This window comes from Mycobacteroides chelonae CCUG 47445 (assembly GCF_001632805.1).
GTDB lineage: Bacteria > Actinomycetota > Actinomycetes > Mycobacteriales > Mycobacteriaceae > Mycobacterium > Mycobacterium chelonae.
The window spans coordinates 2,141,339-2,163,992 of record NZ_CP007220.1 but is presented as its reverse complement, the minus strand read 5'-3'; the positions used below and the strand labels follow the sequence as shown (position 1 = coordinate 2,163,992).

23 protein-coding genes and 1 pseudogene are annotated in these 22,654 nt (G+C 64.7%); 6 read left to right on the top strand and 18 right to left on the bottom strand.

All coding sequences use genetic code 11. The annotated features are described in order from the left end of the window. Positions 1-131 precede the first annotated feature (131 nt). Positions 132-1,314, top strand: a pseudogene (locus tag BB28_RS25715) (ankyrin repeat domain-containing protein). An 8-nt stretch (positions 1,315-1,322) separates the two neighbouring features. Here the strand turns inward: BB28_RS25715 and BB28_RS10700 are convergent. From BB28_RS10700 to dop, 10 genes are all read right to left on the bottom strand, one after another. After that, complete coding sequence (locus tag BB28_RS10700) at positions 1,323-1,508, bottom strand: hypothetical protein (protein ID WP_046253496.1); 186 nt, start codon at positions 1,506-1,508, stop codon at positions 1,323-1,325. Positions 1,509-1,763: 255 nt separating this feature from the next. Beyond that, complete coding sequence (locus BB28_RS10695; protein ID WP_199345205.1) at positions 1,764-2,600, bottom strand: ABC transporter ATP-binding protein; 837 nt, start codon at positions 2,598-2,600, stop codon at positions 1,764-1,766. Beyond that, positions 2,557-3,585, bottom strand: a complete 1,029-nt coding sequence (locus BB28_RS10690; protein ID WP_046253495.1) for a taurine ABC transporter substrate-binding protein — start codon at positions 3,583-3,585, stop codon at positions 2,557-2,559. Before BB28_RS10690 ends, BB28_RS10695 begins: the two co-directional genes overlap by 44 nt. Then, positions 3,582-4,448, bottom strand: a complete 867-nt coding sequence (locus tag BB28_RS10685) for an ABC transporter permease (protein ID WP_030095617.1) — start codon at positions 4,446-4,448, stop codon at positions 3,582-3,584. The genes BB28_RS10690 and BB28_RS10685 overlap by 4 nt, the downstream gene beginning before the upstream one ends. 125 nt (positions 4,449-4,573) lie before the next feature. Further along, entirely contained in the window at positions 4,574-5,767 is a 1,194-nt protein-coding gene (locus BB28_RS10680; RefSeq protein WP_046255738.1) for a WXG100 family type VII secretion target, read from the bottom strand. A 1-nt stretch (position 5,768) separates the two neighbouring features. Beyond that, positions 5,769-6,131, bottom strand: coding sequence for a hypothetical protein (locus BB28_RS10675; protein ID WP_046253494.1), 363 nt, complete (start codon positions 6,129-6,131; stop codon positions 5,769-5,771). Positions 6,132-6,267: 136 nt separating this feature from the next. Beyond that, positions 6,268-7,059 carry a proteasome subunit alpha gene (gene prcA, locus BB28_RS10670; RefSeq protein ID WP_046253493.1) on the bottom strand — a complete coding sequence of 264 codons (792 nt, stop codon included), beginning with the start codon at positions 7,057-7,059 and terminating at the stop codon, positions 6,268-6,270. Continuing rightward, a complete protein-coding gene (gene prcB / locus BB28_RS10665; protein WP_030095613.1) occupies positions 7,056-7,904 on the bottom strand; it encodes a proteasome subunit beta in 849 nt (282 codons plus the stop codon). Before prcB ends, prcA begins: the two co-directional genes overlap by 4 nt. Beyond that, positions 7,901-8,095: a ubiquitin-like protein Pup gene (locus BB28_RS10660; RefSeq protein ID WP_030095612.1), complete on the bottom strand. Its 195-nt coding sequence runs from the start codon at positions 8,093-8,095 to the stop codon at positions 7,901-7,903. Before BB28_RS10660 ends, prcB begins: the two co-directional genes overlap by 4 nt. A gap of 90 nt (positions 8,096-8,185) precedes the next feature. Continuing rightward, positions 8,186-9,682 carry a depupylase/deamidase Dop gene (gene dop, locus BB28_RS10655; RefSeq protein ID WP_046253492.1) on the bottom strand — a complete coding sequence of 499 codons (1,497 nt, stop codon included), beginning with the start codon at positions 9,680-9,682 and terminating at the stop codon, positions 8,186-8,188. 92 nt (positions 9,683-9,774) lie between these two features. On the opposite strand from dop, the gene BB28_RS10650 reads away from it, so the two are divergent. Then, positions 9,775-10,599, top strand: a complete 825-nt coding sequence (locus BB28_RS10650) for a class I SAM-dependent methyltransferase (protein WP_046253491.1) — start codon at positions 9,775-9,777, stop codon at positions 10,597-10,599. A 78-nt stretch (positions 10,600-10,677) separates the two neighbouring features. On the opposite strand, the gene BB28_RS10645 is transcribed toward BB28_RS10650, so the two are convergent. From BB28_RS10645 to BB28_RS10620, 6 genes are all read right to left on the bottom strand, one after another. After that, complete coding sequence (locus tag BB28_RS10645; protein WP_046253490.1) at positions 10,678-11,736, bottom strand: aminotransferase class I/II-fold pyridoxal phosphate-dependent enzyme; 1,059 nt, start codon at positions 11,734-11,736, stop codon at positions 10,678-10,680. After that, positions 11,715-12,728 carry a 3-oxoacyl-ACP synthase III family protein gene (locus BB28_RS10640; protein ID WP_046253489.1) on the bottom strand — a complete coding sequence of 338 codons (1,014 nt, stop codon included), beginning with the start codon at positions 12,726-12,728 and terminating at the stop codon, positions 11,715-11,717. Before BB28_RS10640 ends, BB28_RS10645 begins: the two co-directional genes overlap by 22 nt. Next, on the bottom strand, positions 12,725-13,384 hold the full coding sequence (locus BB28_RS10635; protein ID WP_030095607.1) for a hypothetical protein: 660 nt from the start codon (positions 13,382-13,384) through the stop codon (positions 12,725-12,727). The genes BB28_RS10640 and BB28_RS10635 overlap by 4 nt, the downstream gene beginning before the upstream one ends. Beyond that, entirely contained in the window at positions 13,371-15,071 is a 1,701-nt protein-coding gene (locus BB28_RS10630) for a thiamine pyrophosphate-binding protein (protein WP_046255737.1), read from the bottom strand. Before BB28_RS10630 ends, BB28_RS10635 begins: the two co-directional genes overlap by 14 nt. 223 nt (positions 15,072-15,294) lie before the next feature. Then, entirely contained in the window at positions 15,295-16,041 is a 747-nt protein-coding gene (locus tag BB28_RS10625) for an anti-sigma factor family protein (protein ID WP_046253487.1), read from the bottom strand. After that, positions 16,038-16,520, bottom strand: coding sequence for a sigma-70 family RNA polymerase sigma factor (locus BB28_RS10620; protein ID WP_005061267.1), 483 nt, complete (start codon positions 16,518-16,520; stop codon positions 16,038-16,040). Before BB28_RS10620 ends, BB28_RS10625 begins: the two co-directional genes overlap by 4 nt. Positions 16,521-16,669: 149 nt before the next feature. On the opposite strand from BB28_RS10620, the gene BB28_RS10615 reads away from it, so the two are divergent. Then, positions 16,670-17,830: a hypothetical protein gene (locus BB28_RS10615; protein ID WP_046253486.1), complete on the top strand. Its 1,161-nt coding sequence runs from the start codon at positions 16,670-16,672 to the stop codon at positions 17,828-17,830. 2 nt (positions 17,831-17,832) lie between these two features. Here the strand turns inward: BB28_RS10615 and BB28_RS10610 are convergent, their stop codons facing one another. Next, entirely contained in the window at positions 17,833-18,438 is a 606-nt protein-coding gene (locus BB28_RS10610; protein WP_046255736.1) for a maleylpyruvate isomerase family mycothiol-dependent enzyme, read from the bottom strand. A gap of 139 nt (positions 18,439-18,577) precedes the next feature. Here BB28_RS10610 and BB28_RS10605 point away from each other — a divergent pair, with 139 nt between their 5' ends. Further along, the gene (locus BB28_RS10605; protein ID WP_046253485.1) at positions 18,578-19,453 is read left to right on the top strand and encodes a class I SAM-dependent methyltransferase; all 876 of its coding nucleotides are present in this window, start codon (positions 18,578-18,580) and stop codon (positions 19,451-19,453) included. A gap of 9 nt (positions 19,454-19,462) precedes the next feature. On the opposite strand, the gene arc is transcribed toward BB28_RS10605, so the two are convergent. Further along, positions 19,463-21,271: a proteasome ATPase gene (arc, locus tag BB28_RS10600; protein ID WP_046255735.1), complete on the bottom strand. Its 1,809-nt coding sequence runs from the start codon at positions 21,269-21,271 to the stop codon at positions 19,463-19,465. Positions 21,272-21,416: 145 nt separating this feature from the next. Here arc and BB28_RS10595 point away from each other — a divergent pair, with 145 nt between their 5' ends. Then, positions 21,417-21,962: an MTB12 family secreted protein gene (locus BB28_RS10595; RefSeq protein ID WP_225422022.1), complete on the top strand. Its 546-nt coding sequence runs from the start codon at positions 21,417-21,419 to the stop codon at positions 21,960-21,962. A 106-nt stretch (positions 21,963-22,068) separates the two neighbouring features. Then, complete coding sequence (gene lppK, locus BB28_RS10590; RefSeq protein ID WP_046255734.1) at positions 22,069-22,644, top strand: lipoprotein LppK; 576 nt, start codon at positions 22,069-22,071, stop codon at positions 22,642-22,644. Positions 22,645-22,654: the final 10 nt, after the last annotated feature.

The following is a 22,654-nucleotide window of genomic DNA, read 5'->3' as shown; positions in this document are numbered from 1 at the left end:
TGTGGATGCCGGGCGTGCAGGAGCGCCCGGTGTCCGCCCGAAGAGGCTCAGCCTCCCTGCCTTGCTCGCACTGATTACCGACCTCTTCTCACCTGGTCTCGCGGACATCGGGTTCATGAGAGGAGGCCGTCATGGCCAGCACCCTTCCCACCAATCCGTCACTTGATCGCCTCCGCGATGAGGCACGCGGACTGCAGCGCGCGATGCGAGCCACCGATCTTGACGCGGCCGGCGTGGTGCGTCAACACCATCCACGTCCGGACATCGCCTTGGCGGGTGAACAATTCGCGCTGCACGATGCCCAGCTGACAGTGGCCCGCCGCTACGGATTCACCGGCTGGCCCGCGCTCGTGCACTATGTGGAGCTTGCCGCCGGACTCAGCACCGATCCCAGCGCGGTGTCCGAAGCGGCGCTCGACACGGCCGACCGATTCTGCGCTCTGGCATCGCTGCGATACGACGAGGACGATGAGCCGCCCCGTTGGCAGGCGGCCGCGGATCTCGTGGCCGCCGATCCCGCGCTGGTAGATCGGCATGTATGGGCGGCCGCCTCGGCCGCCGACCCGGCCGCACTCGCACGGCATCTGGCGCCGCAACCTGCGCTGGCGAACACGAATGGTGGTCCATACCAATGGTTTCCGCTCATGTACCTGTGCTACGGCCGCGCGCCTGCTTCTGGACGCCGGCGCCGATCCGAACGCGGGATACCTCTGGCGCGGTCTGTCCACTCCGTTCACCGCGCTGACGGGGGTGTTCGGCGAGGGTGAGCAAGGGCCGGGACGTCAGCCCCGGCACCCCTTCGCCGAAGCGCTGGCCACCGTTCTGCTGCAGCGCGGCGCACACCCGGTGGATCAGCAGGCCCTCTACAACAGGATGTTTCGCCCCGACGATTCGCATCTGGAGCTGCTGTTCGCCCACGGGCTGGCCGATGCCGGGGCGAGCCCGTGGGAACTCCGCCTGGGCGAGGCCATGGAGACCCGTCAACAGATGTGGCGGCGGCAAATCGACTGGGCCGCCGAGCACGGGTTCTCCGACAGGCTGGAACTGCTCGCACGGCATGGAATCGACACCGCGGGCGCCACCGTCGTGGTACCCGCCTTCCCTACCGACGTCAATGCCCGCGACGACGAAGGCGCGACGCCGCTGCATCACGCCGCCTGGGCAGGTGCCCTCGGGTTGATCCGAAGGCTTCTGGACGCAGGAGCCGATCGCACAATCGCCGACAACCGTTTCAGCACAACGCCGCTGCAATGGGCAGAGCACGCGTACCACATGGAGGCGGCAAAACTACTGCGGGATACCGGACATGGATAGGCGCCGGATCAGGCGGAGTCCCTGAGTCGCTGCACGTCGTGCTCGACGCAGCCCACCTCGTCGGCCGCCTGCGTAACCGATAGAGCGGGATTCAGCAGAATCCGCAGTTCACTGGGGGTAAAGGTCGGCTCGATTTCCCAGGGCGCATGATCCCACGCGGTTTCACTCATGCCGACGAAGAGTTCTTCGCTCATTTTCGATCCTCAGAACAAGGAGAATTAAGAACGGGACACCACGATGAGGGCCCAGCTGAGGTGAGCTTCTTCGCCCACCCGTGACGTATGCCAGTAATGGTAGCCGCGCATGTCAGCCAGATACAGCACCGTCCCGATAACACTGCGTAACGAGTCCGCTCTCCCTGTGGCACAACCATGTTAACGGGTGCGCAGCCGTGCACACTCGAGGCCGGACACTCGTCGGTTCGACCTGCCGCAAACTGTTCGCGCGCGTCAAGCGGCAGCGGCCTTGACGGCCTTGCCCACCTCGGTACGCAGTTCGGCGTACTCGGGAGAACGGCGTAGATCGTCGGGGTCGATGCCGGTTCTGGGCAGGTTCACCGGAATGTCCAGTGCCACTTGCCCCGGGCGGCGTGTCAGCACGACGATGCGCGACCCGAGGAAGGCAGCCTCGTCGGCGCTGTGTGTGACGAACACCGTGGTGCGGCCCGACTCGGCACTGACCTGCCGGACATCTTCCTGGAGACGCTCGCGGGTGAGTGCGTCGAGCGCGGCGAACGGCTCGTCCAAGAGGAAAAGCGGGGTCTCCGCGGCGAGGGCCCGGGCGATGGCCACCCGCTGCTGCTGGCCGCCGCTGATCTCCCAGATGCGCCGACTCGCGGTGCCCTCCAGCCCGACGCGGGTGAGCAGTTCGTCCCGGCGCTGCGCCCATCGATCCCGAGGCACCTTTGCGTACTTCAGGGCGAGTTCGACGTTGCCTCCCACGGTGCGCCAGGGGAACAGCCGTGGCTGTTGAAAGACGACTCCGGAGGTGATGCCGGGGGTGGGCGCATCGCCGGCCACCTGTACGGCCCCCTCACTCGGCGATTCGAATCCGGCCAGCAGTCGCAACAGGGTGCTCTTTCCGCAGCCCGAGGCCCCGACCAAGACCAGAAAGGTCCCCGGATCGACGGTCAGGTCCACCGGGCCCAGTGCCGTGGTCCTGTCCGCGCCGCTGCCGTAGCGGTGCGTGACGCCACTGATCTTTATCGATCCGGTTTTGCTTTCCTGGACAGTGCTTTCCACATCATTTGCCAATGACACCGGGTAGGCCTTTCGTGTAGACGGCATTCTCGAATGTCGACAGTGGCGCCGCAGCGGGGATCTGTTTCTGTTCGGCCAGGAACTGTGACGCACTCTCCAGGTCCACGGCGATATGGCCCGGCTTTCCCTGTTCACCAAGCCATTTCGGAGAAGCGACCTCACCGGGAGTCAAGTAGATCCCCTGCTTGAGCTGGCCTGCCACCTCTTGTGGAGTGAGTCCGTTCTCCGCGGCGATGGCCTTGGCCGCCGCACTCGGATCGTCATGAATGAGTCGCAGCGCCCGTGCCTGCTGCTGGCGCCACACGTCGACGACCTCCGGATGCGCGTCCGCGAAGGCGTTGGCCACGGCCGCCAGGTCCAGGGTGGGTTTACTCCCCTGGGCCAGCTGTCGGCTGGTGATCAGATCTCTACCGTTCTTGCGCACCTGGTCCACCGTGGGCAACCAGGTGTAGACAGCGTCCACGTCACCACGGTCGAAGGCGGCCAGCGCGGCTTGCGGTTGCAGGTCCACGAGCTGAACATCCTTGGCGGACAGTCCGTTCTGAGCCAACGCCGCCAACAGGCTGTAGTGGGCGGTGGAAGCGAAGGGGGTACCCACGCGCTTGCCCCGCAGGTCCGCGATCGTCGTGACACCGCTGCGATTGCTGGCCACCAGGGCCTCATTGTCGCCCGCGACATCGAGAACGAAGGCCACCCGGTACGGGATGTTCAAGGGTGCCGACAGCCCCCGCGCGAAGGGACTTGAGCCCAGCGACCCGAAGTCCAGCTCCCTGGCGATGAACGCCGTGTTGACATCGGCACCGGAGTCGAATCGCGTCCACTTGATGTTGTAATCGGGTAAAGCCGTTTCCAGCCAACGGTTTTGCTTGACCACGAGGTCGCCGCTGGGGAAGTTCTGATAACCGATGCGGATGGTCGGTTTACCATCCTGTAGGCCCGAGTGGTCGATGGCGCATCCGGACAGGAGCCCGATCGCCACCATCAACGCCGCCGCGATTCGGCCCGGTCTCATACTTTTCCCCTCCACGGCACCGCACGGCGCTCCACAGCCCGCAGCGCCGCGTCGATGATCAGTCCCGAGATCCCGATCGAAAAGATTCCGACGAGTACCACCGGCGTGTTGTTGTAGTTGCTCGCGTCTTTCACCAGACCGCCGATTCCGGGTATGCCGTTGAACAATTCGGCGGCGACCACCGAGGAGTACGCCATGCCCACCGCGAGCCGAACTCCCGTGAAGGTCTCCGGCAGCGCCGCGGGGATGACAACGTCGCGGGTCACCTGCCAGCGAGTGGCGCCCAGGGCGCGGGCGGCCTCCACCAGCCCGACCGGTGCTGCCACCACGGCGGCGGTGGTGGCGACCGCGGCCGGCGGCAGTGCCGCCAACGCGAGCAGCGTGATCTTGGGGGCCTCGTCGATGCCCAGCCAAATGACCAAGAGGAAGAAGTACGCCAACGGCGGTAGCGTGCGCAGGAAGGTCAGCCACGGCTCGAGCACGCTGCGCACCCAGCCGACCGATCCCATGACCAGGCCCAGCAGCACGCCCCCGGTGACGCCGATGATGACACCGAAGAGCAAGCGGCGCAGCGTCATATACAGATGTTCGGCCAGCAGGTAGCCACCGTATCCATGCACACCGTCATGGTTGGTGGAGACCTCGATGAACGCGTGCCACACGCTGCTCGGATACGGCACAAAGGTCTGGTTCCAGATGCCGCTCACCGCGGCCAGCTGCCAGATGCCGACGAAGACGACCACCGAGAGCAGCGGCAGGGCGGCGCTGGTCAACCGGCGGCGCCACTGCGACGGGCGCGGGGCTGCTTCCTTCGATTCGGCGGGCGACTCTTCGGGGGGAACGATGTCGACGAATACAGACACTATGCGAATGGCTTCCTGTGACTAGGCGCGATAGGACGGCGTCAGACAACAGCAGCTATCAGCAGAGGGTGTCGAAGGCACCCGGTATTGATACCGGCGCAAACCTGGACACTCAAGGGTCCGGCTCAGCGCGAACGAAACCCACGACGGTGCGGTGGACCGAGATCGTCGTCGGGCTCGTGCTCCCACAATCCGATAACCGGGGCCGAGCCCTTGGGTAACTCCCCCAGCAGCTCGCGGGTGTTCTCGCCATTGACGAGATATCCCGGGCTGTAGTGCTCGTTTTCGTCCCCGCGCCGCTGGTTCGTGTGCGACGGATACGCACCCATCATCGGCATCATCGCACCCCATGGCCGGATCGCCGCCCCGACGCCGACGCCGCCAGAACTCGTCGGCGTTGCTCCCGAGCCGAGTGGCGGCATCCGATCCGGGGTAAGCAGCTGACGACTCGAGGGTGTCGCCGATTCGAACCCGGCGCTGCGGGTTGGGTTCTCACGCCAGAGCGGATCGCGCATCCAGTTCTGCTGCGCGTAGACATCGTCTTCACCGAGCTCGTCCACCCCCGATCCGGATTTCTGCCTGGGACCGAAATCATTGCCCGGGAAGGGATTACCCGGCATTCCCGCCACCATGAGGGGTACCGGCAACGGCATACCGGCACCGCTCTGAGGCATCGTCTGTTGCGGATTCATCTCCGGCTCCCCCAACGCCCACCGCGCCAGGAACTCCCCGGCTCTCTCGGCCTGTTCGTCCCGCGACGAGTCGCCTGCCGCTCCCAGACCGGGGCCGGAACCGACACGAAGTCGTTCCCGGGGACCGACTAGTTGGGCGACCGCATTTCCGGCCTGTACCGCCGGACCGCTGTACACGGTGCGTACCTGCTCCAATGCTCGTTCCCACAGGTCTAGGTCATCGGCGACCGACGCTCTCCAACCGACCGGTACACCCAGCCGACCCACTGGTGCGCCGGAACTCGGGGCCACGACCTGCTGCTGTAATTGACCCGTCGCGTGAGCCAGCACGCTCAGACCAGCGGACAGGGTGGTGGCCTCTCCGAGTGCCACCTGCGAGTTCTCCACATACGCCCGCATGGTGCTCAGCGCCGCCCGCGCCCCTGCGCCGCTCCAACTCTCGCCGATCATCGCCGTGACGTCCTCGAGAAATGCGGTGAGCAGCGAATCGAGCTCACTCAGAGTTCTCGTCCATTCGTCGGCGACGCGCTTGATACCGTCGGGCTCCATCCGCGCCTGCAGGTCCATGATCGATTCGTGGCTCCATTTGTCGCCGTGCCATTCATCGGGCCGCACTGTGCCGGTCATCTCACCGCCCCGCTTTCCGGGAGCCATCGGCAGAGTCCGCGTCGATGTCGACGTAGGCGTCGCCGATGCGCCGGAACGTTTCGGCGAACTCGGTAAGTACCGACCGATGCTGTTCGAGAACGGCGGTGAGCGATCCCGCGGGTGCCCGGACGGCGTCATGAACCACCCGGTACCACCCCCGGCCCTCCGCACAGTCACCGAAGATCGTATGGCCTGCGGGTGCGATGGTATCCAGACGCGCAATGGCGCCCGCAAAAGCGCTCCGTAGCAGCTCGCAGCGCGCGGCCAGCTCCTCACAGGCGCCGTCTACCAGTCGCAGCGTCGCGAGATCAATGTATGTGTCCTTGCCGGTGGTGACGGACATGACTGCTCCTACCTGAGACGAAACGGGTTCGATACAGGTACGACCACCGACGTCCGCTCACGGTTCCGCCGATTTCAGGCTGTGGATAACTTCCGGGACGCGGTGTTATCCGCTCGCGACGCCAAACGCGTGCGAGCTAACTGTCCTTGGAATCCTTCGAGTCTTTGGAATCACCGGCCTCGGGGCCCGGATCACCGCCGCCCTCGATCTCCCCAGGGGAGAAGTCCTCGGGCAGAAGCGCTTCCAGCGCGGCCCCCTTGATCCGGCGGAAGGCTCGGCGAGGACGGCTCTGTTCCAGCACCGCCACCTCAAGTCCGCCCAGCGCCCGGCCCTCCGAACCGTTGGCGCCGGCCGTCCCTGCCTGCAGTGCCTTCACCGCGAAACCGACAGCGTCCTTCAGCGTGGCACCCTCGGCGTAGCTCTCCTTGAGTGAGTTGATCACCGGCTCGGTGTTCCCGCCCATGACCACCCAGTGCGGCTCATCGGCGATCGACCCGTCGTAGGTGATCCGGTACAGCACCGGCTCGGTGTCCCGGCCGTGATGGGCCACCTCGCCGACACACAGCTCCACCTCATACGGTTTGGCCTGCTCGTTGAAGATGGTGCCGAGTGCCTCGGCGTAGATATTGGCCAGCTGCCGTCCACTCACGTCCCGGCGGTCGTAGGCATAGCCGCGCATATCGGCCCACTGAATACCACCGCGACGCAGTCGGTCGAACTCGTTGAACTTTCCGACCGCGGCGAAACCGACCCGGTCGTACACCTCGCTGACCTTCTGCAACGAGTTGGACGGGTTCTCGGCGACAAACAACACACCGTCGGCATAGGTGAGCGCCACGACCGAACGACCGCGGCTGATTCCCTTGCGTGCCAACTCTGAACGGTCGCGCATGAGCTGCTCGACCGAGGCGTAATACGGAAAGGTCATGAGGGATCACCACTTTCGGCCGCTTCGGTCCGCTTCTGGATGACCTCGCGCGCGATGCTTTCGATATCGGCCTCGGGCACCCGAATCGCTCCACCGGAATCGATCCGAATGGCCGTTGGGAACACCCGGCGCACCAGATCCGGTCCACCCGTTGCCGAATCGTCCTCGGCGGCGTCGTACAGCGCCTCCACCGCCACCGCCAGCGCGCCCAGTGCGTCGCCGCCAGACTTGTAGAGCTTCTTGATCGATGATTTCGCGAACACCGAACCAGAGCCCACCGCCTGGTAACCGTCACTCTCCACGTGCCAACCACCCGCAACATCGAAAGACACGATGCGCCCAGCGGTTTCACCATTGGGGTCGTCGATGTCGTAGCCCACCAGCAGCGGCACCGCTACCAGCCCCTGCATGGCCGCGGCGAGGTTGCCACGCACCAAAGCCGAGAGCCGATTGGCCTTGCCGTTGAAGGTCAGGGGCACGCCTTCGAGCTTCTCGTAATGCTCCAATTCGACGGCGTACAACCGCGCGAACTCGACGGCGATGGCAGCGGTTCCCGCGATACCGGTCGCCGAGTAGTTGTCGGTGATCTGCACCTTGTCGATATCGCGGTTCGCGATGTAGTTGCCCTGGGTGGCGCGCCGGTCACCGGCGATCAGGACTCCACCGCGGTACGTGAGCGCCACGATGGTCGTGCCGTGCGGCAGATTCGTGATCACGTCACCTGATGCCTTTCCGAGTGCCGGAAGCAACTCCGGGGCCTGAATCCTCAGGTACTCGGAGAACGAGGAAAGGTGCGAGTGTCGGGTGAACTGCTGGGGCGCGATCGAATCATCGCGCCAGATCACTGGCCACCCTTTTGGACGTACGCCCGCACGAAGTCCTCGGCGTTCTCTTCCAGCACGTCATCGATCTCATCGAGCAGATCGTCAGTGTCCTCCGCCAGCTTTTCGCGGCGCTCCTGCCCGGCCGGTCCTCCCAGGTCGGTGACATCGTCCTCGTCACCGCCACCACCGCGCTTGGTCTGCTCCTGCGCCATCGCTGCCTCCTGACTGCTAGGTCGGTTCCGTTCAGCCTACCGGGCAGCGCCCACGGTGTGACGTTTCGCGGGCGTGCGTCGCCGAACCCATTACGTGGTGAGCTGATCGACCAGTTCAGCAGCCGAATCGACCGAATCCAGCAGCGAGCCCACGTGGCTCTTGCTGCCGCGCAGCGGCTCCAGCGTTGGAATCCTGACAAGCGAATCCCCACCCAGGTCGAAGATCACCGAGTCCCAGCTAGCGGCGGCGATGTCGGCACCGAAGCGGCGCAGGCACTCGCCCCGGAAGTAGGCGCGGGTATCCGACGGGGGCCGCGTGACCGCGTCCAGCACCTGCTGCTCGGTGACCATCCGCTGCATCGACCCGCGGGCCACCAGCCGGTTGTAGAGCCCCTTGTCCAGGCGCACATCGGAGTACTGCAGGTCGACCAGATGCAGACGCGGCGCCGACCAGCTCAGATTCTCGCGTTGCCGGAATCCTTCCAACAGCCGCAACTTGGCGGGCCAGTCCAACAGGTCGGCGCATTCCATCGGATCGCGCTCCAACAGATCGAGAACCTTGGCCCATACCTGCAGCACGTGGTCGGCCTGCGGATCCGGCTCGCGAGATGCGACCAACTCGGCCACTCGCTCCAAGTAAATACGTTGCAGTGCAAGGCCTGTCAGCTCTCGGCCGTCCGCAAGCGCCACCGTGGCCCGCAGCGACGGATCACGACTGATCACGTGCACCGCATACACCGGCCGCGCCAAGGCCAGGTCCGAGAGATCGGCCCCGGATTCGATCAGGTCGAGGACCAGCGAGGTGGTGCCCACCTTGAGGAACGTCGACGTCTCGGCAAGGTTGGCGTCACCGATGATGACGTGCAGGCGCCGGTACTTGTCGGCGTCGGCATGCGGCTCGTCGCGGGTGTTGATGATGCCGCGCTTGAGCGTGGTTTCCAGACCGACCTCTACCTCGATGTAGTCGGCACGCTGCGACAACTGAAAGCCCGAGTCGTCGCCGGAGGGCCCGATTCCCACCCGGCCGGAACCCGTGACCACCTGGCGCGACACGAAGAACGGCGTCAGGCCCGCGATGATCGCCGAGAACGGCGTCTGGCGGTCCATCAGGTAGTTCTCGTGGGTGCCGTAGGAAGCGCCCTTGCCGTCGATGTTGTTCTTGTACAGCTGCAGCCGCGCGGCGCCGGGCACGCTGGCAACGTGGCGTGCGGCAGCCTCCATCACGCGCTCCCCGGCCTTGTCCCAGATCACCGCGTCGAGCGGATTGGTGCATTCGGGCGCCGAATACTCCGGGTGCGCGTGATCGACGTAGAGGCGGGCACCGTTGGTGAGGATCATGTTGGCCGCCCCTACCTCGTCGGCATCGACGATGGGAGCCGGACCGGTAGTGCGTCCCAGGTCGAACCCGCGGGCATCACGCAGCGGCGACTCCACCTCGTAATCCCACCGGGTGCGCTTGGCGCGCTGGATCCCCGACGCCGCGGCATACGCCAGCACTGCCTGCGTGGAGGTGAGGATCGGGTTGGCGGCGGGGTCCGTAGGAGACGAAATGCCGTATTCAACCTCGGTACCGATGATCCGTTGCATGACGCTCAGCCTAGAGAGGTGGGGCTGAACACCACGCCGGGGACTGTTCAGACTGCGCTGCGCGCCGCGGAATCCGCATTAGCGTCGGGTTCATGAGCCACCCCGAGAAGATCCATGTCGACCTCAGCGGAGCGCCGCAGACCATGCTGGCGACGTTCTACGCCAAGGCATTGGACGCCGATCTGCCGAAGCCGATCCTCGGCGACCGGCTGGCCCGTGACATCGCCGACCGCATCGACTACGACTGGTCCAAGACGACCATCACCGCGGGTAGGTCACCGGCCGTCACCACCCGTTCCGCACATTTCGACGGCTGGGCGCGCGCCTTTCTTTCCAGGCATGCCGAGGCCATCGTGCTGCATCTGGGCTGCGGTCTCGACGGCCGGTTCTTCCGGCTGAACCCCGGTACGGGAGTCCAGTGGTACGACATCGATTACCCCGACGTGGCCGCGCTGCGCAACCAGCTCTATCCGACACGCGATAACTATCACGTCGTGTCCGCATCGGTGACCGACCCGGCATGGCTTGCGGACATTCGGGGCGACCGGCCGGTGCTCGCGATCGGAGAGGGTCTCAGCATGTATCTCACGCAGGCCGACGGCATCGCCCTGTTTCGCCGGATTGTTGATCACTTCCCCTACGGGGAACTGCAATTCGATGCGTTCAACAGGTTCGGCATCAAGACGCAATGGTCGAACGCGGTGGTACGACGCTCGGGGGCGACCCTGCATTGGGGTATCGACGGTCCCGAAGACATCATCCGCGAGATCCCCAAGCTGCAGCTCCTCGAGTGGGAGTCACCCTTCGATTCGGAGACCTTCCAACAGACCAGGACCGCGTATCGGCTTCTTGCCAAGGCGATGTCGCTATCGCCGACGCTGCGGTACATGGCGCAGTATCACCGCTACGCATTCTGAGAAGTGGGGGTTGGCCGCGACAGTCCTTGCCGTTTCGGGGCCGGCAATCGGGGGGACGGATCGCCGCGGCCAACCAGTCTATGACGCCGGTCTACTCAGCTGTGGCTCAGCGCTTTCGCCGATCTCGTCGACCTCCAGCAGCCGCCGCGCGACGATCGCCATCTCTCGTGGGTCGCCGACCGTGAGCCGGACACCGCCATCGGGGTATTCCTTTGCGACAACGTCATCGGTTCCCAGGATGGACATCCAGCGCTCGCCGTCGCCGCGGGCCGGCAGATACACAAAGTTGGCATGGGAATCCGGGATATGAGCACCCATCTGGGCGAGCCGTTCCCTGAGCCGATCACGCTCGTAGACAATGGCATCGACCCGGAGACGCAGCTCGTCTTCGGCCGCATACGAGGCGGCCACCGCCACTGCTGCCGCACGGTTCATGCCGAATGGGAGCTGGTACCTACGAATGACTCCACAGACGGCGGGAGCGGCCAACCCATAGCCGATCCGCAGCCCCGCCAACCCGTATGCCTTCGAGAAGGTGCGCAGCACAACCAGGTTCGGGTGTATCGCAAGAACACGCGGAACGTCCAGATGTTCATCGGGATCCACGAATTCGATGTAGGCCTCGTCGAGAATCACGACACTGGTCGGCGGCGCCTCGCGGACGAACTCATAGACCTGGTCCGCGGGTATCAGTGTTCCGGTCGGGTTATGGGGCCGGCACAGCACCACGGCGGCGGCATCGGCGTCGTACGCCGCACCCAGTAGCTCATCCAGATCTGTAATCCCGTTATCTGCCAGCGGAATCGGGACCTGGATCAGCCCGGCGATATCGGCCAGTATCGGATAGCCGTCAAATGTCGGGTGCGCAAAGACCAGCGAATCACCCGGCTGACATAGCGCCTGTAGCACCTGCAGCGCGACGCCGGTGGCGCCGACGCCCACCACCACTTCCTCCGGTGTCATGCCCACTCGTTCGGCGATCAATCGCGGAAGCACCACGGGCAGGAACTCGGGGTACCTATTCACCTCCGCGATGTCATGCCTGAGCGCATCCCGCACCGATGGCAGTGGACGATAGGGATTCTCGTTCAATGCCAAGCGGAGTGGACTAACTGTCACAGGCCCCTCCCTCCCCACCGCACGGCCGCCGCTGCCGCATAGTCACCGGCATGGGCGAATCCAGCCAGCATCACCGTATCGCCGGACTTGATCTGGCCATCGGAGATCGCCTGGTCGAGAGTGTGCGGAATGCCCACCCCGAAGAGGTTGCCGCACTCGTCGAAGGTGTCCGGGTGCTTCTCCCGGGGCAGTTGTAGGGCATCGCGCCAGTTCCGCAGAAATATGCGGTTCGGCTGGTTGGTCACCAATGCGTCCAGATCCGTTGACGGAAGCCCGATTCGATCGCAAACGGCCAGGGCCACCTCGGGCACCATGCGGTTGCCGCGGGCCAGCACCTTGCTGATCTTGTGCTCGGTGAATGCCACCCTCCCCTGCCCTGGGCCGGACTCCCAATATTTGCGATGAGGCGTCACCGCGTACGTCATGTCGCCCGCGAACTCCCCGAAGTTCCGCGTCTCGATGCCCAGTACCGGGGAACTCCCGTCGCGGGTGATCAGTGCCGCGGTGGCCCCGTCTCCCGGAATGGAAGCCTGCGCGGTCGAACGTACCTGCTCTTGTACGAAGATCTGGCCCGCCGCGTTCTGCATGTTCACGATGAGCGCCGAACGAGCGCTCGACGAGGCCATCATCTGCTGCACAAGCTTGAGCATCAGAACGAACGACACGCAGCCGCCGTTGTGTATGTCCAATATCCACTCCGGGCGGATCTGCAGCCGGTTCGCCACCTCCCCACCGCAACCCACGAAGGGTAGGTCGGGCAGCTGGGTATGTGTCAGCAGAATGTCCACATCGTCCAGCACACTGTCGCAGTGCCGTTCCCGGAGTCCGGTGACCGCACGTTCAGCCATATCCACCGCGGACTCGTCGGCGGCGACATGATGCCGGAAGGCCGGACTGCGGAACATGACGTTCTCCGCCAGGTCATCGTCCTTGGCGTACTGCGCGAAATAATCTGCGCTGACCCGGTTCTCGGGAAGGTAGCTGGAGATATCGAAGATGCTGATGGTCATTTCATCCACTCCGGAACGATAGGAAGCCCATGGCTGTGGCGGTACTCGGCGATGGCCTTGAGGTTCAGCAGTTCCAGCAGGTGCCCCGCGCCGAACATGTCCCAGAAGTCCCCCACCCACGGCTTGCGTTGGGGCGGAGCGGTTTCTGGATAGGGATTCTCGTCGTAGAACGGATGGTGACAGTTGGTCCACAGCACGACCGAGCCTGGCTTGTTGAGCACGATCTGCGCGTCGACCACTCGCATGAGGTAGATCATCCACAGGTGGTCGCCCTGATCCCAGGCACAGTGATAATCGACGGTTCCGGATTCGGCGTTCGATTCCGTGCGGGTGTAGATCAGCGTGTCCGACCCCAAACGGTCATGTGCGACCCACAACCCGGGCTCATCGGTCTCCTCGAAGCCGCGCAGGCTATAGGTCCACTCCTCCAGGCAACGAGTGTCGGACAGGTAGCGGTGCAACTCGTCGGGCGGGCAGTCCACATACTCCTGGACTGTGCAGAATGGGCCGAACACCTGGTCATGCGGATACACCGACCGCATCATGTCCATGATGATCGGCGTCGCCTTCTCGCGCGGCGAGGTCTCGATCCGATGCACCCCGGGCAACGCGTCCTCGGTGCCGGCGTCGGCAGCGATATCACTAAGCGCGGGCAAGGCTTTCAGGCCAGGCTTGGATGCTTCGGTAATCGTGTCGGTCATGCGTTTTCTCCTTAGCGATATCGGATGACAAGAACGGGGCAAACGGGGGTATCTCGTCGGTGGAGCAGACGACCTCCACCACAGAGGGACCGCCATGGGCCATCGCCGCATGCATGGCGGCCTCGAAATCGGCCACCGTATCGGCCGAACGGCACATCAGACTCGGGAACATCGCGGCCATCCCGGCCCCGATATGCGAGGGCGTGAACCGGTTGAAGCTGTACTCCCCTCCGTAATACAGCTGCTCACGGGTGACGCACATGGCATGTGCGTTGTTGTTGACAATGACGAATGTCACCGGCAGCCGGTGCTCGATTGCCGTGTGAATCTCCATACCGTGCATGAAGAATGCCCCGTCTCCCGCAACCACCACGGTGCGGCCGCCCCGTGCGAACGCACACCCGATGCCCGCACCGAAGGCATACCCCATGCCGCCCATACCGAGTGCGACAACATAACGGCCCCGGTGCCGGGCACCCAGGTAGTGCACCGCGGCGGCGCCGGTGTTACCCGCGTCGACGAAGATATCCGCCTCCGCAGGAATCACCCGGTCGAGAACGTGCATGCCATCGTGGTACCTGACACCGTCGCCGTCATGCACGGGCGGTTCCAGATGGGCTGGTGCGTAGAGCGTTTCACTGTCCGACGAGTCCGAACGCGCCGGCACAGCCGCGGCGAGCTGGGCCAGCGTCGATGACAGGTCCTCGGTCTGCAGGTGACGCGACGGGATATGGGGTGTCGCCGAACCGATCGAGAGCACTGGCGTCGTCGCGAAGTCGACACCGCCTCGGGTCATCACCGGCATCGTGGTCCCGATGCAGACACATGTCACACCGTGGCGCAGTACCCTTTCGACGGCCGGGTGTCCCATCACTCCGATGACGCCCAGCAGCCGCGGATCATCGCCGTCTACAGCATCTTTGGCATCGGGCGACACTGCGACAAAGGCATCGAGACGATCGAGGAGATCCGATAGCTCGCCGCGAGCATTGTGCCGCGCCACCTCCGGCCCAGCCACCACCAGCACCCGCCCCGGCGTATCGGCCAGATGCTTGGCGAAGTCGGCAAGCTGTGCGGGCACCGCTCCAGGCCGTACGTGCGGCTCCGGCAGCTGCGGTGTGGTGTGCAGGCGTGCCTGCTGGACGTCTTTAGGTATCAAGAGAACCGCCGGCAGACCATCCCGAACCGCGGCCAGTGCATGACCGAGCACCTCGGCGATTTCTTCGGGATGTTCCACTCGGGTGCAGTAACCGGAAATGGGCCGGAAAACTGCCTGCAGATCCATGCTCCCGGCACGCCCACTCCCATCCTGAAACGCCCCGTTACCTTCCAGCGGGCGCGGTGGCTGGCCCACGATCGCCAGCACCGGCACCCGACTCGCAAACGATTCAGCAAGCGCAGGAACAAGATTGACGGCCCCGCCGCCTGAGGTCGCGGCCACCACGCTCATCCGCGAGGCGGCACGCGCATAGCCATCGGCCATGGTGCCCGCCGAGAACTCGTGCTTGGCGACGACGGCCTGGATACCCGGCGTGTAGTGCACGGCATCGTAGAGATCCTCGATGTTCGCACCGTCGACCCCGAAGACGACATCGACATGATGACGACGCAACTCCAGGACGAGCCAGTCGACCAACCGCATGGTCCCGTTCCCGTTCCCGAGCGCGATATCGCCGGCCATACGGCTCCGGGCACGTATCGGGGTGGTCATGACTAGTACACGACTGTCACACGTGACCGGTTCAACAATCCGGAAGAAAAAGTGATCGAGTTATCTCAATCATGTGATGGCACAATATGAATCGTGTTTCAGGTAACGGCTATATGGGCACGTCAAAGCACCACGAACCTGATGGGGGTGGGCGTCAGCGGCGTAGTTCGAGGAACACCAGCGGCACCGCGTCGCCGTGATTGTCGATCACCTGGATGCTCTCGATCTGATCCTGCGCCACCGGGACGGTCATCGACGTCATCATCGCGGAGCCTGGCTTGGCCGTCCATGAACTGGCAATGATGTTCCCGCCGGCTCGGGTGCCGACGCGCAGCGCGTAAGGTGCCGCCGAGTCATCCGAGTCATCTCCGTATGCCGGATAGCTGCACCACATTTCGATACGGGTGCCGGCACCGTCCCGGACAATGGACACCTGTGCGCTCAGCGGAGAGGGCGTCACCTGGCGCATGGGCTGCCAATGCTCCCCCGCCGGCAACGAACCCGCGGCGACATTCATCGGTGCGGGCCGGTGATACCACGGCGGCGGTACCAGCGAGACCGTCAGCGCAACGGCGGCGGCCACCGCGACCGCACCCACATAGGCAAGTCGGCGCACCGCGCTCTGCCGCCGCCACCGGGCCTGCAACTTGGGCCACAGCGCCTGCACCGGGCAGCTGGTGGCAGGCTTGGCGAGCACGGGCGGGTCTTCGAGTTCCATCTTCTCGGCGTAGCCACGATCGACCTTGGACAGCAGACCGGGCATGGCCGTCACTTCGGACAGCGCGCGCTGGCAGCTGACACAGTCGACCAGGTGTTGTTCGTATTCACGCCGCTCGGCGGACGAGAGCGCACCGAGCACATAGGCGGCATCCCAGTCGGCGTAAACATGCTCCACAGTCATCGTGTGACCCCCATTTCCTGCAGCGACAGCCGAAGCGCGCGCACGCCATAGTGCAGGCGTGATTTGACGGTGCCCTCAGGTACCCCAAGCTCGGCGGATATGTCGGCGACTGAGCTCCCGCGGTAATACGCACGCAGGATGACGGCGCGGTGATCGGTGGACAACGTACGCAGCGCTTCGGCCACCAGCCAGGCGTCCAGCGTCGCGTCCACCTGATCGGGAGAGGCGAACTCGGGTGTCTCGGCGGTGGCTATCTCGCTGCGAAAGCGCGAGCTACGCGCGTTATCGCGGACCAGGTTGTGGGCGACCGTGAACAGCCAGGCCCTCGCCGACCCTTCGGTCTGGTTGACCAGCGTCGGATGCCGCCAGGCTCGCAACAGCACCTCCTGCACGATGTCTTCCGCCAGCGCCGAGTCGTGGGTCAGGTGCATGACATAGCGATGCAGCGGGCCTGCGTACTCGTCGTAAAAGGCCCGCATAAGACTCGATGAGCCATTGACGCCGACGCCTTTCGGGCCAGCCTGCCCATCCGCCATGGAACACCTCCGACGGTTACACGATCCGACCGCCCGATTGGTTCAACGTACGCCCGTTTTTCCTTGTCGAACAGCCTTGTCATCATGATCAGGTGCGCAATCTCGACGACATTCACGAATGGTTCCTGTCCCGTGGACTACCCGTCGTGCTGGATCGTCGCGTGCGCGCACGGGAGCTGATCGACCGGGCCGCGCCCATGATCGGAGTCGCCGGTGCGGGGGTGGCGCTCTACGAGCTGATCTCTACCGACAACGACACCCGCTCGATTGTGCTGATGATCCTGCTCGGGGTGGTGGCGCTGCTCATGGCGGCGCAACCGCTGGTGCTCACCGCGCTGCAACGTATCGGAACCGTCCGCGCCGACGTAGTGCGCCGCGCCCTGTCATGGCTCGTCATCGCGATCTTCGTGATCGCACTCCCGGCCACCGACACCGGTTCGTGGCCGGAGGCCGCCGCGAAGATGCCCGCCTTCCTACTGGCCGCGTTGGTGCTCATCTGGTTGACCTACCTGGGTGCCGGGTCGATCGGTCTGTGGGCCCTGCGGTACGCATCCACGCAGTTCGGCGCACTGGGCACGCTCATGTCCCGCGCGCTACCACTGCTCATGCTGACCGTGGTGGTGTTCTTCACCGGAGAGCTCTGGCAGTTGTCGGCCCGGATCACCCGCGAAAGACTCTGGCAGACAATCGGCTTCCTGGCCTTCACCGCCACTGTGTTCATGGTCGCCACCGTGCGCGATGAGTTGAACAATCTGCGCGAGAACCGGACCGAGCGTCCCGCGTCCGCCGCGCTGCTGGCCGGCACCCCACTGGCCGACCTGACCGGAACCGACGGTCCGGAACCGCCGCGGCCCGCACTGCGCTGGCCCGAACGGCTGAATGTGCTGCTGGTGATGGTGGTTTCGCAGGCGATCCAGGTGGTGTTCTTTACCACCGGGGTGTTCGCGTTCTTCATGTTGCTGGGCATCGTGGCCGTGCCGCACGACGTGATGGCATTGTGGTCCAACGAGCCCGCATGCCCGTCGGGAGCAGCGCCGCCATGTTCGGGCACCTGGTACGGGATTCGGATAGGCGTGCCACAGACCCTGATTCATATGTCGCTGTTGGTCGCGGTGCTGTCGGGGCTGTACTTCACCGTCAACAGCAGCATCGATCCGCAGTACCGGACACGCTTTTTCGAACCATTGATCGCCGATGTGGCGGTCAGCCTCGCCGGGCGCGACGTGTATCTATCCGCCTCGCAACGGATCTGACCTCAGCGCATCCGTGCTGCCAGCGTCGGCACACCGTCACCTTCCAGCTCACCGAGCACCGCCGGCCGCCCCGCCATCGCCAGCACCAGCGCCTCCCCGGTGCCGCACACGTGCGGGCCATTGCCTTTCGCCCAATCCACATCGCTGGCCACGAACCGTAACCCCTTCGTATACCGCTTCGGGTGGGCGCCAAAGTCGGGGTGATCCAACGCAAAGACCAGCCGGTCCTCGGGAATGGCACGCGGCCTACCCAGTGGCCGCCGAATGTCCTGGTGGTGCACCATGGCGTCGGTATGAAGTGCCGCGGGCGCCATCTTGCCGAACGCTCCGGGCCGCACCGCCGACTCGAAATGGCGCAACAGCTCTTGATTCGACAGGTGACCGGTGCGCTCCACCAGTGCATCGTTGAGCTTGTCGATAGAAGGGTTCCGTAGCGCGGTCCCCAGATAGACACCAAGCGATACCGCGTCGACGGCGGCGTGTGCCACGACGTCGCGGACCCGCCAGCCTGCGCACAGTGACGGCGCCAACCAATCGTCTTCGGTCAACGTGTGCAGGAACTCGGCCAGGCTGGTGCGCTCGGCGGAAAGCATTTCTCGGGGTTTCATGGTTTTCACGGATACCTCCTCGGGCTGTACTGGCCATGCTAGGAAAACCGCACTGACCAGCACCGCCTCCGCCTGCCACGCACTGCCAGATGATGCCAATGCCCCTCACGAGCCCACCGGACTTTTCTATCCTCGCGATATGCCTCGACGTCGGCTCGACCAAACCGCAAGTCTGACCGCACAGTTCAACGCGTGGCAGCGCACCGCCGAGTCGATGCAGCGCGATGGCCTGCTGAACGATCCACAGTCCGGATGGTTCGTGACCCATCCGCTGTTGCGTGCGGCGCTGGCATCTCCCACCGTGGCCAGGTGGAGCCTGCGTCTGGTGGATCGATGGTGCGCGGGCCTGCATGCCCTCATCGTGCTGCGCCGCCGGATATCCGACGACGAAGTGCGGTCCGCCGGGCAGTCTGGCATCAGCCAGGTGGTGATGCTGGGGGCGGGCTTCGACACCTCAAGTCAACAGCTCGGTTCCCTACCCGTCACCGTTTTCGAGGTCGACGCACCCACCACCCAGCAGGCGAAGCAACATCTCATCGCCGAACACCGCGGTGATGAGTCGCGGCTGGTCTGGGTCCCGTGCGATTTCGAGCGCGATGACCTGACGGCGCGTCTGCTTGACGCCGGATTCGATACAGCCGCAACCTCACTCGTGGTGTGGCTCGGCGTGACCTACTACCTCACCGAGACTGCCCTCGAGTCGACCCTGGCACAACTGGCGAGACTCTGCGCATCGGGAAGCAGGCTCGTCTTGGATTACGGTGATCCCGATATCGTCGACCCGGACAGTCGTCGTCCCGAGGTCCGGCGCGGATCGCGATCCGTCTCCCGGCGCGGCGAGCCGTACCGCACGGGCATGACGGCGGCGCAGGCCGATGAACTGCTTGCGCGCCAAGGCTTTCAGACCACCGAGCAGCTGCGGATACCCGAGCTGCTGCGCCGCTACGATCCCGCCGGCACACGGAGACTTGCACCCGGCGACTGGACCACAGTGGTCACAGCCCGCCGCCGGTGAGCACGGTGCTTAAAGGTACTGGCCGAGGCTCGATTCGGTGTCGATGGCGCGGCTGGCGCTGGAGCTCTTACCGGTGACCAGCGTGCGGATGTACACGATGCGCTCGCCCTTCTTACCCGAGATCCGTGCCCAGTCATCCGGATTGGTGGTGTTGGGCAGGTCTTCGTTCTCGGCGAACTCGTCGACGATCGAGTCGAGCAGATGCTGAATACGCAGACCCTTCTGACCGGTCTCCAGCACCGCCTTGATGGCATTCTTCTTCGCGCGGTCCACGACGTTCTGGATCATGGCGCCGGAGTTGAAGTCCTTGAAGTACATGACTTCCTTGTCACCGTTGGCATAGGTGACCTCCAGGAAACGGTTGTCGTCGATCTCGGCGTACATCCGATCCACAACCTTCTCGATCATGGCCTTGATGGTCAGCCCGCGATCGCCGCCGAACTCCGCCAGATCGTCGGTGTTCACCGGCAATTTGTCGGTGAGGTACTTGGAGAAGATGTCTTGCGCCGACTCGGCATCCGGGCGCTCGATCTTGATCTTGACGTCCAGGCGGCCGGGCCGCAGGATCGCCGGGTCGATCATGTCCTCGCGGTTGGAGGCGCCGATGACGATGACGTTCTCCAGGCCCTCGACGCCGTCGATCTCCGAAAGCAGCTGCGGCACGACGGTGGTCTCGACGTCGGAGCTGACGCCGGTACCACGAGTACGGAAGATCGAGTCCATCTCATCGAAGAAAACGATGACCGGCGTACCGTCCGAAGCCTTTTCACGAGCCCGCTGGAAGATCAGGCGGATATGCCGCTCGGTCTCGCCGACGAACTTGTTGAGCAGCTCCGGGCCCTTGATGTTCAAGAAGTAGGACTTAGCCTCGCGCGAGTCATCGCCGCGCAGCTCTGCCATCTTCTTGGCCAGCGAGTTGGCGACGGCCTTGGCGATGAGTGTCTTTCCGCATCCGGGGGGCCCGTACAGCAACACACCCTTGGGTGGGCGCAGGGCGTACTCCCGATAGAGGTCCTTGTGCAGGAACGGCAGCTCCACCGCGTCGCGGATCTGCTCGATCTGCCGCGTCAGGCCACCGATGTCGCTGTAGCTGACATCGGGGACCTCTTCGAGCACCAGATCCTCGACCTCGGCCTTCGGAATCCGCTCGAAGGCGTATCCGGCCTTGGTATCAACCAGCAACGAATCGCCGGGCCGCAGCTTCCGGGGCTTCAGATCCGCTCCGTCGGCATCCTCGGACACCTCGGAGAGATCGGGCGCGATCAGCGGATCGGCCAGCCAGACGATGCGTTCCTCGTCGGCATGCCCCACCACGAGCGCGCGGTGACCGTCGTCCAACAGCTCCCGCAACGTGCTGATCTCACCGACCGATTCGAAGTTGCCGGCCTCGACAACCGTGAGCGCCTCGTTGAGGCGCACGGTCTGCCCTCGCCGCAGCTCGGCGGTCTCGATGTTGGGAGAGCAGGTCACCCGCATCTTGCGGCCGGAGGTGAATACGTCCACCGTGTCGTCGGCCTGCACGGCCAGCAACACGCCGTAACCGCTCGGCGGCTGGCCCAGCCGGTCGACCTCCTCACGCAGCGCCAGGAGCTGCTGGCGGGCCTCTTTGAGGGTGTCCATCAGCTTGGCGTTGCGCGCGTTCAGGGAGTCGATACGAGCCTCAAGCTGGTTCAGGTCGCGCAGACGACCGGTGTCACCAGATCCGTGGGCCGCGCTGCCTTCCAGCTCCTGGCGAAGGGCCGCAACCTCTCGACGTAGCCGTTCCAGTTCGGCGGCATCCGGTGTGCCGAACGCCTCTGAACGCTCCGACTCACTCATGATGTCCTCCTTTCCCACACCGAGAATTGGTGCGGTGGATGCTTCAACGCTACCGGCGATTGGCCGCCCGTGCGGGGTCTACCCGTTGCCTGGGACGTCTACGCTGTTAGCGTTCGTCACATTCAGGTCGATCGGAAGGACAACCGTGAGCTCACGAACCGGTATGCCAGGGGTCGCCATGCTGGGTTTACTCGCGGCGGCAGCGGTTGGCGTGGCAGTGCCAATGAGCGAGCCGACAGCCAGCTCCGCTGGCCCGACAGCAACGACCACCATGTCCACGGACATTACCCCTGCGTCCTGGGACGTCCCGATGGACGTGCCCTCCGAGCCCGCCGACGCGGCACCCACATCCGATGAGTTGAGCGGTTTGCTGTATTCACTCGCAGATCCGGGCGTGTCGGCCCTCGCCAAGGGCGGCCTAGTGGAGGGCGGCATCGGTGCGGGTGAGGCGATTTACGCCGATCGTGCCTTCAAGAGCGCCAACCGCGACGGGTTCCTGCCACTGGCTTTCACTGTGTCCGACATCAAATCCACCGGACCGGGTGTGGCCGCTGCGGCGGTCACGATCACCGGGCCCAAGACGCAGGCGTACACGACGAAGATCAACTTCGTGAACCAGGACGGCTGGAAGATCAGCAAGGCCTCGGCGGTTTCGCTGATCCAGGCGGCATCGGGTAAGTCTGGAAGGTAGACGTGTACGAGGAGGGCTGGATGATCACCACGACCTCGCACGCCGATATCGTCACCGCACTTGGCTGAATGACTTAGCCGATATGCCGAATGGAGTCACCAGGATCATGGCCCGTCACTTTCAACTCGCCGTCGCCGCCGGTGCAGCCGTTCTCGCCCTGACCGCCTGCAGCAGCTCACACGATAAGGCCGCCCCCACCAGCGCTTCGGCGACACAGCCCGCATCCTCGACGGCCGCCGCCGCTGTCCCGAACCATCCGCTGCCGGATCCGGCAGTGCTGACCGATGTCCTCAACCGCCTCGCCGACCCGAACCTGCCGGGCGCCGAGAAGATCACCGCCGTGCAGGGTGCCACTCCCGAGCAGCTGGACAAGTTCACCAAGGCGATCGGCGACGCCGGGTTCTCTCCGTTGTCGTTCACCGTCAAGGACCCCAAGTGGTCTACGGAAACCCAGGGTGACGTCGAAGCCGTCGTCACCATCAACAGCCCCAGCCCGAAGATGGGTGGGTTCGCGGTACCGATGTCGTTCTCGCCCGAGGGTGAGGGCTGGAAGCTGTCCAAGCGAACCTCCGACCTCTTGCTCAAGACCGGGACATCGCTCGCGGGTACTGCCACACCGCACGAGGCGCCTCCCGCCGGTGCACCCGCACCCGAGACACCGGCCCCGGCGCCTACCCCGTAGCGCCCACAGC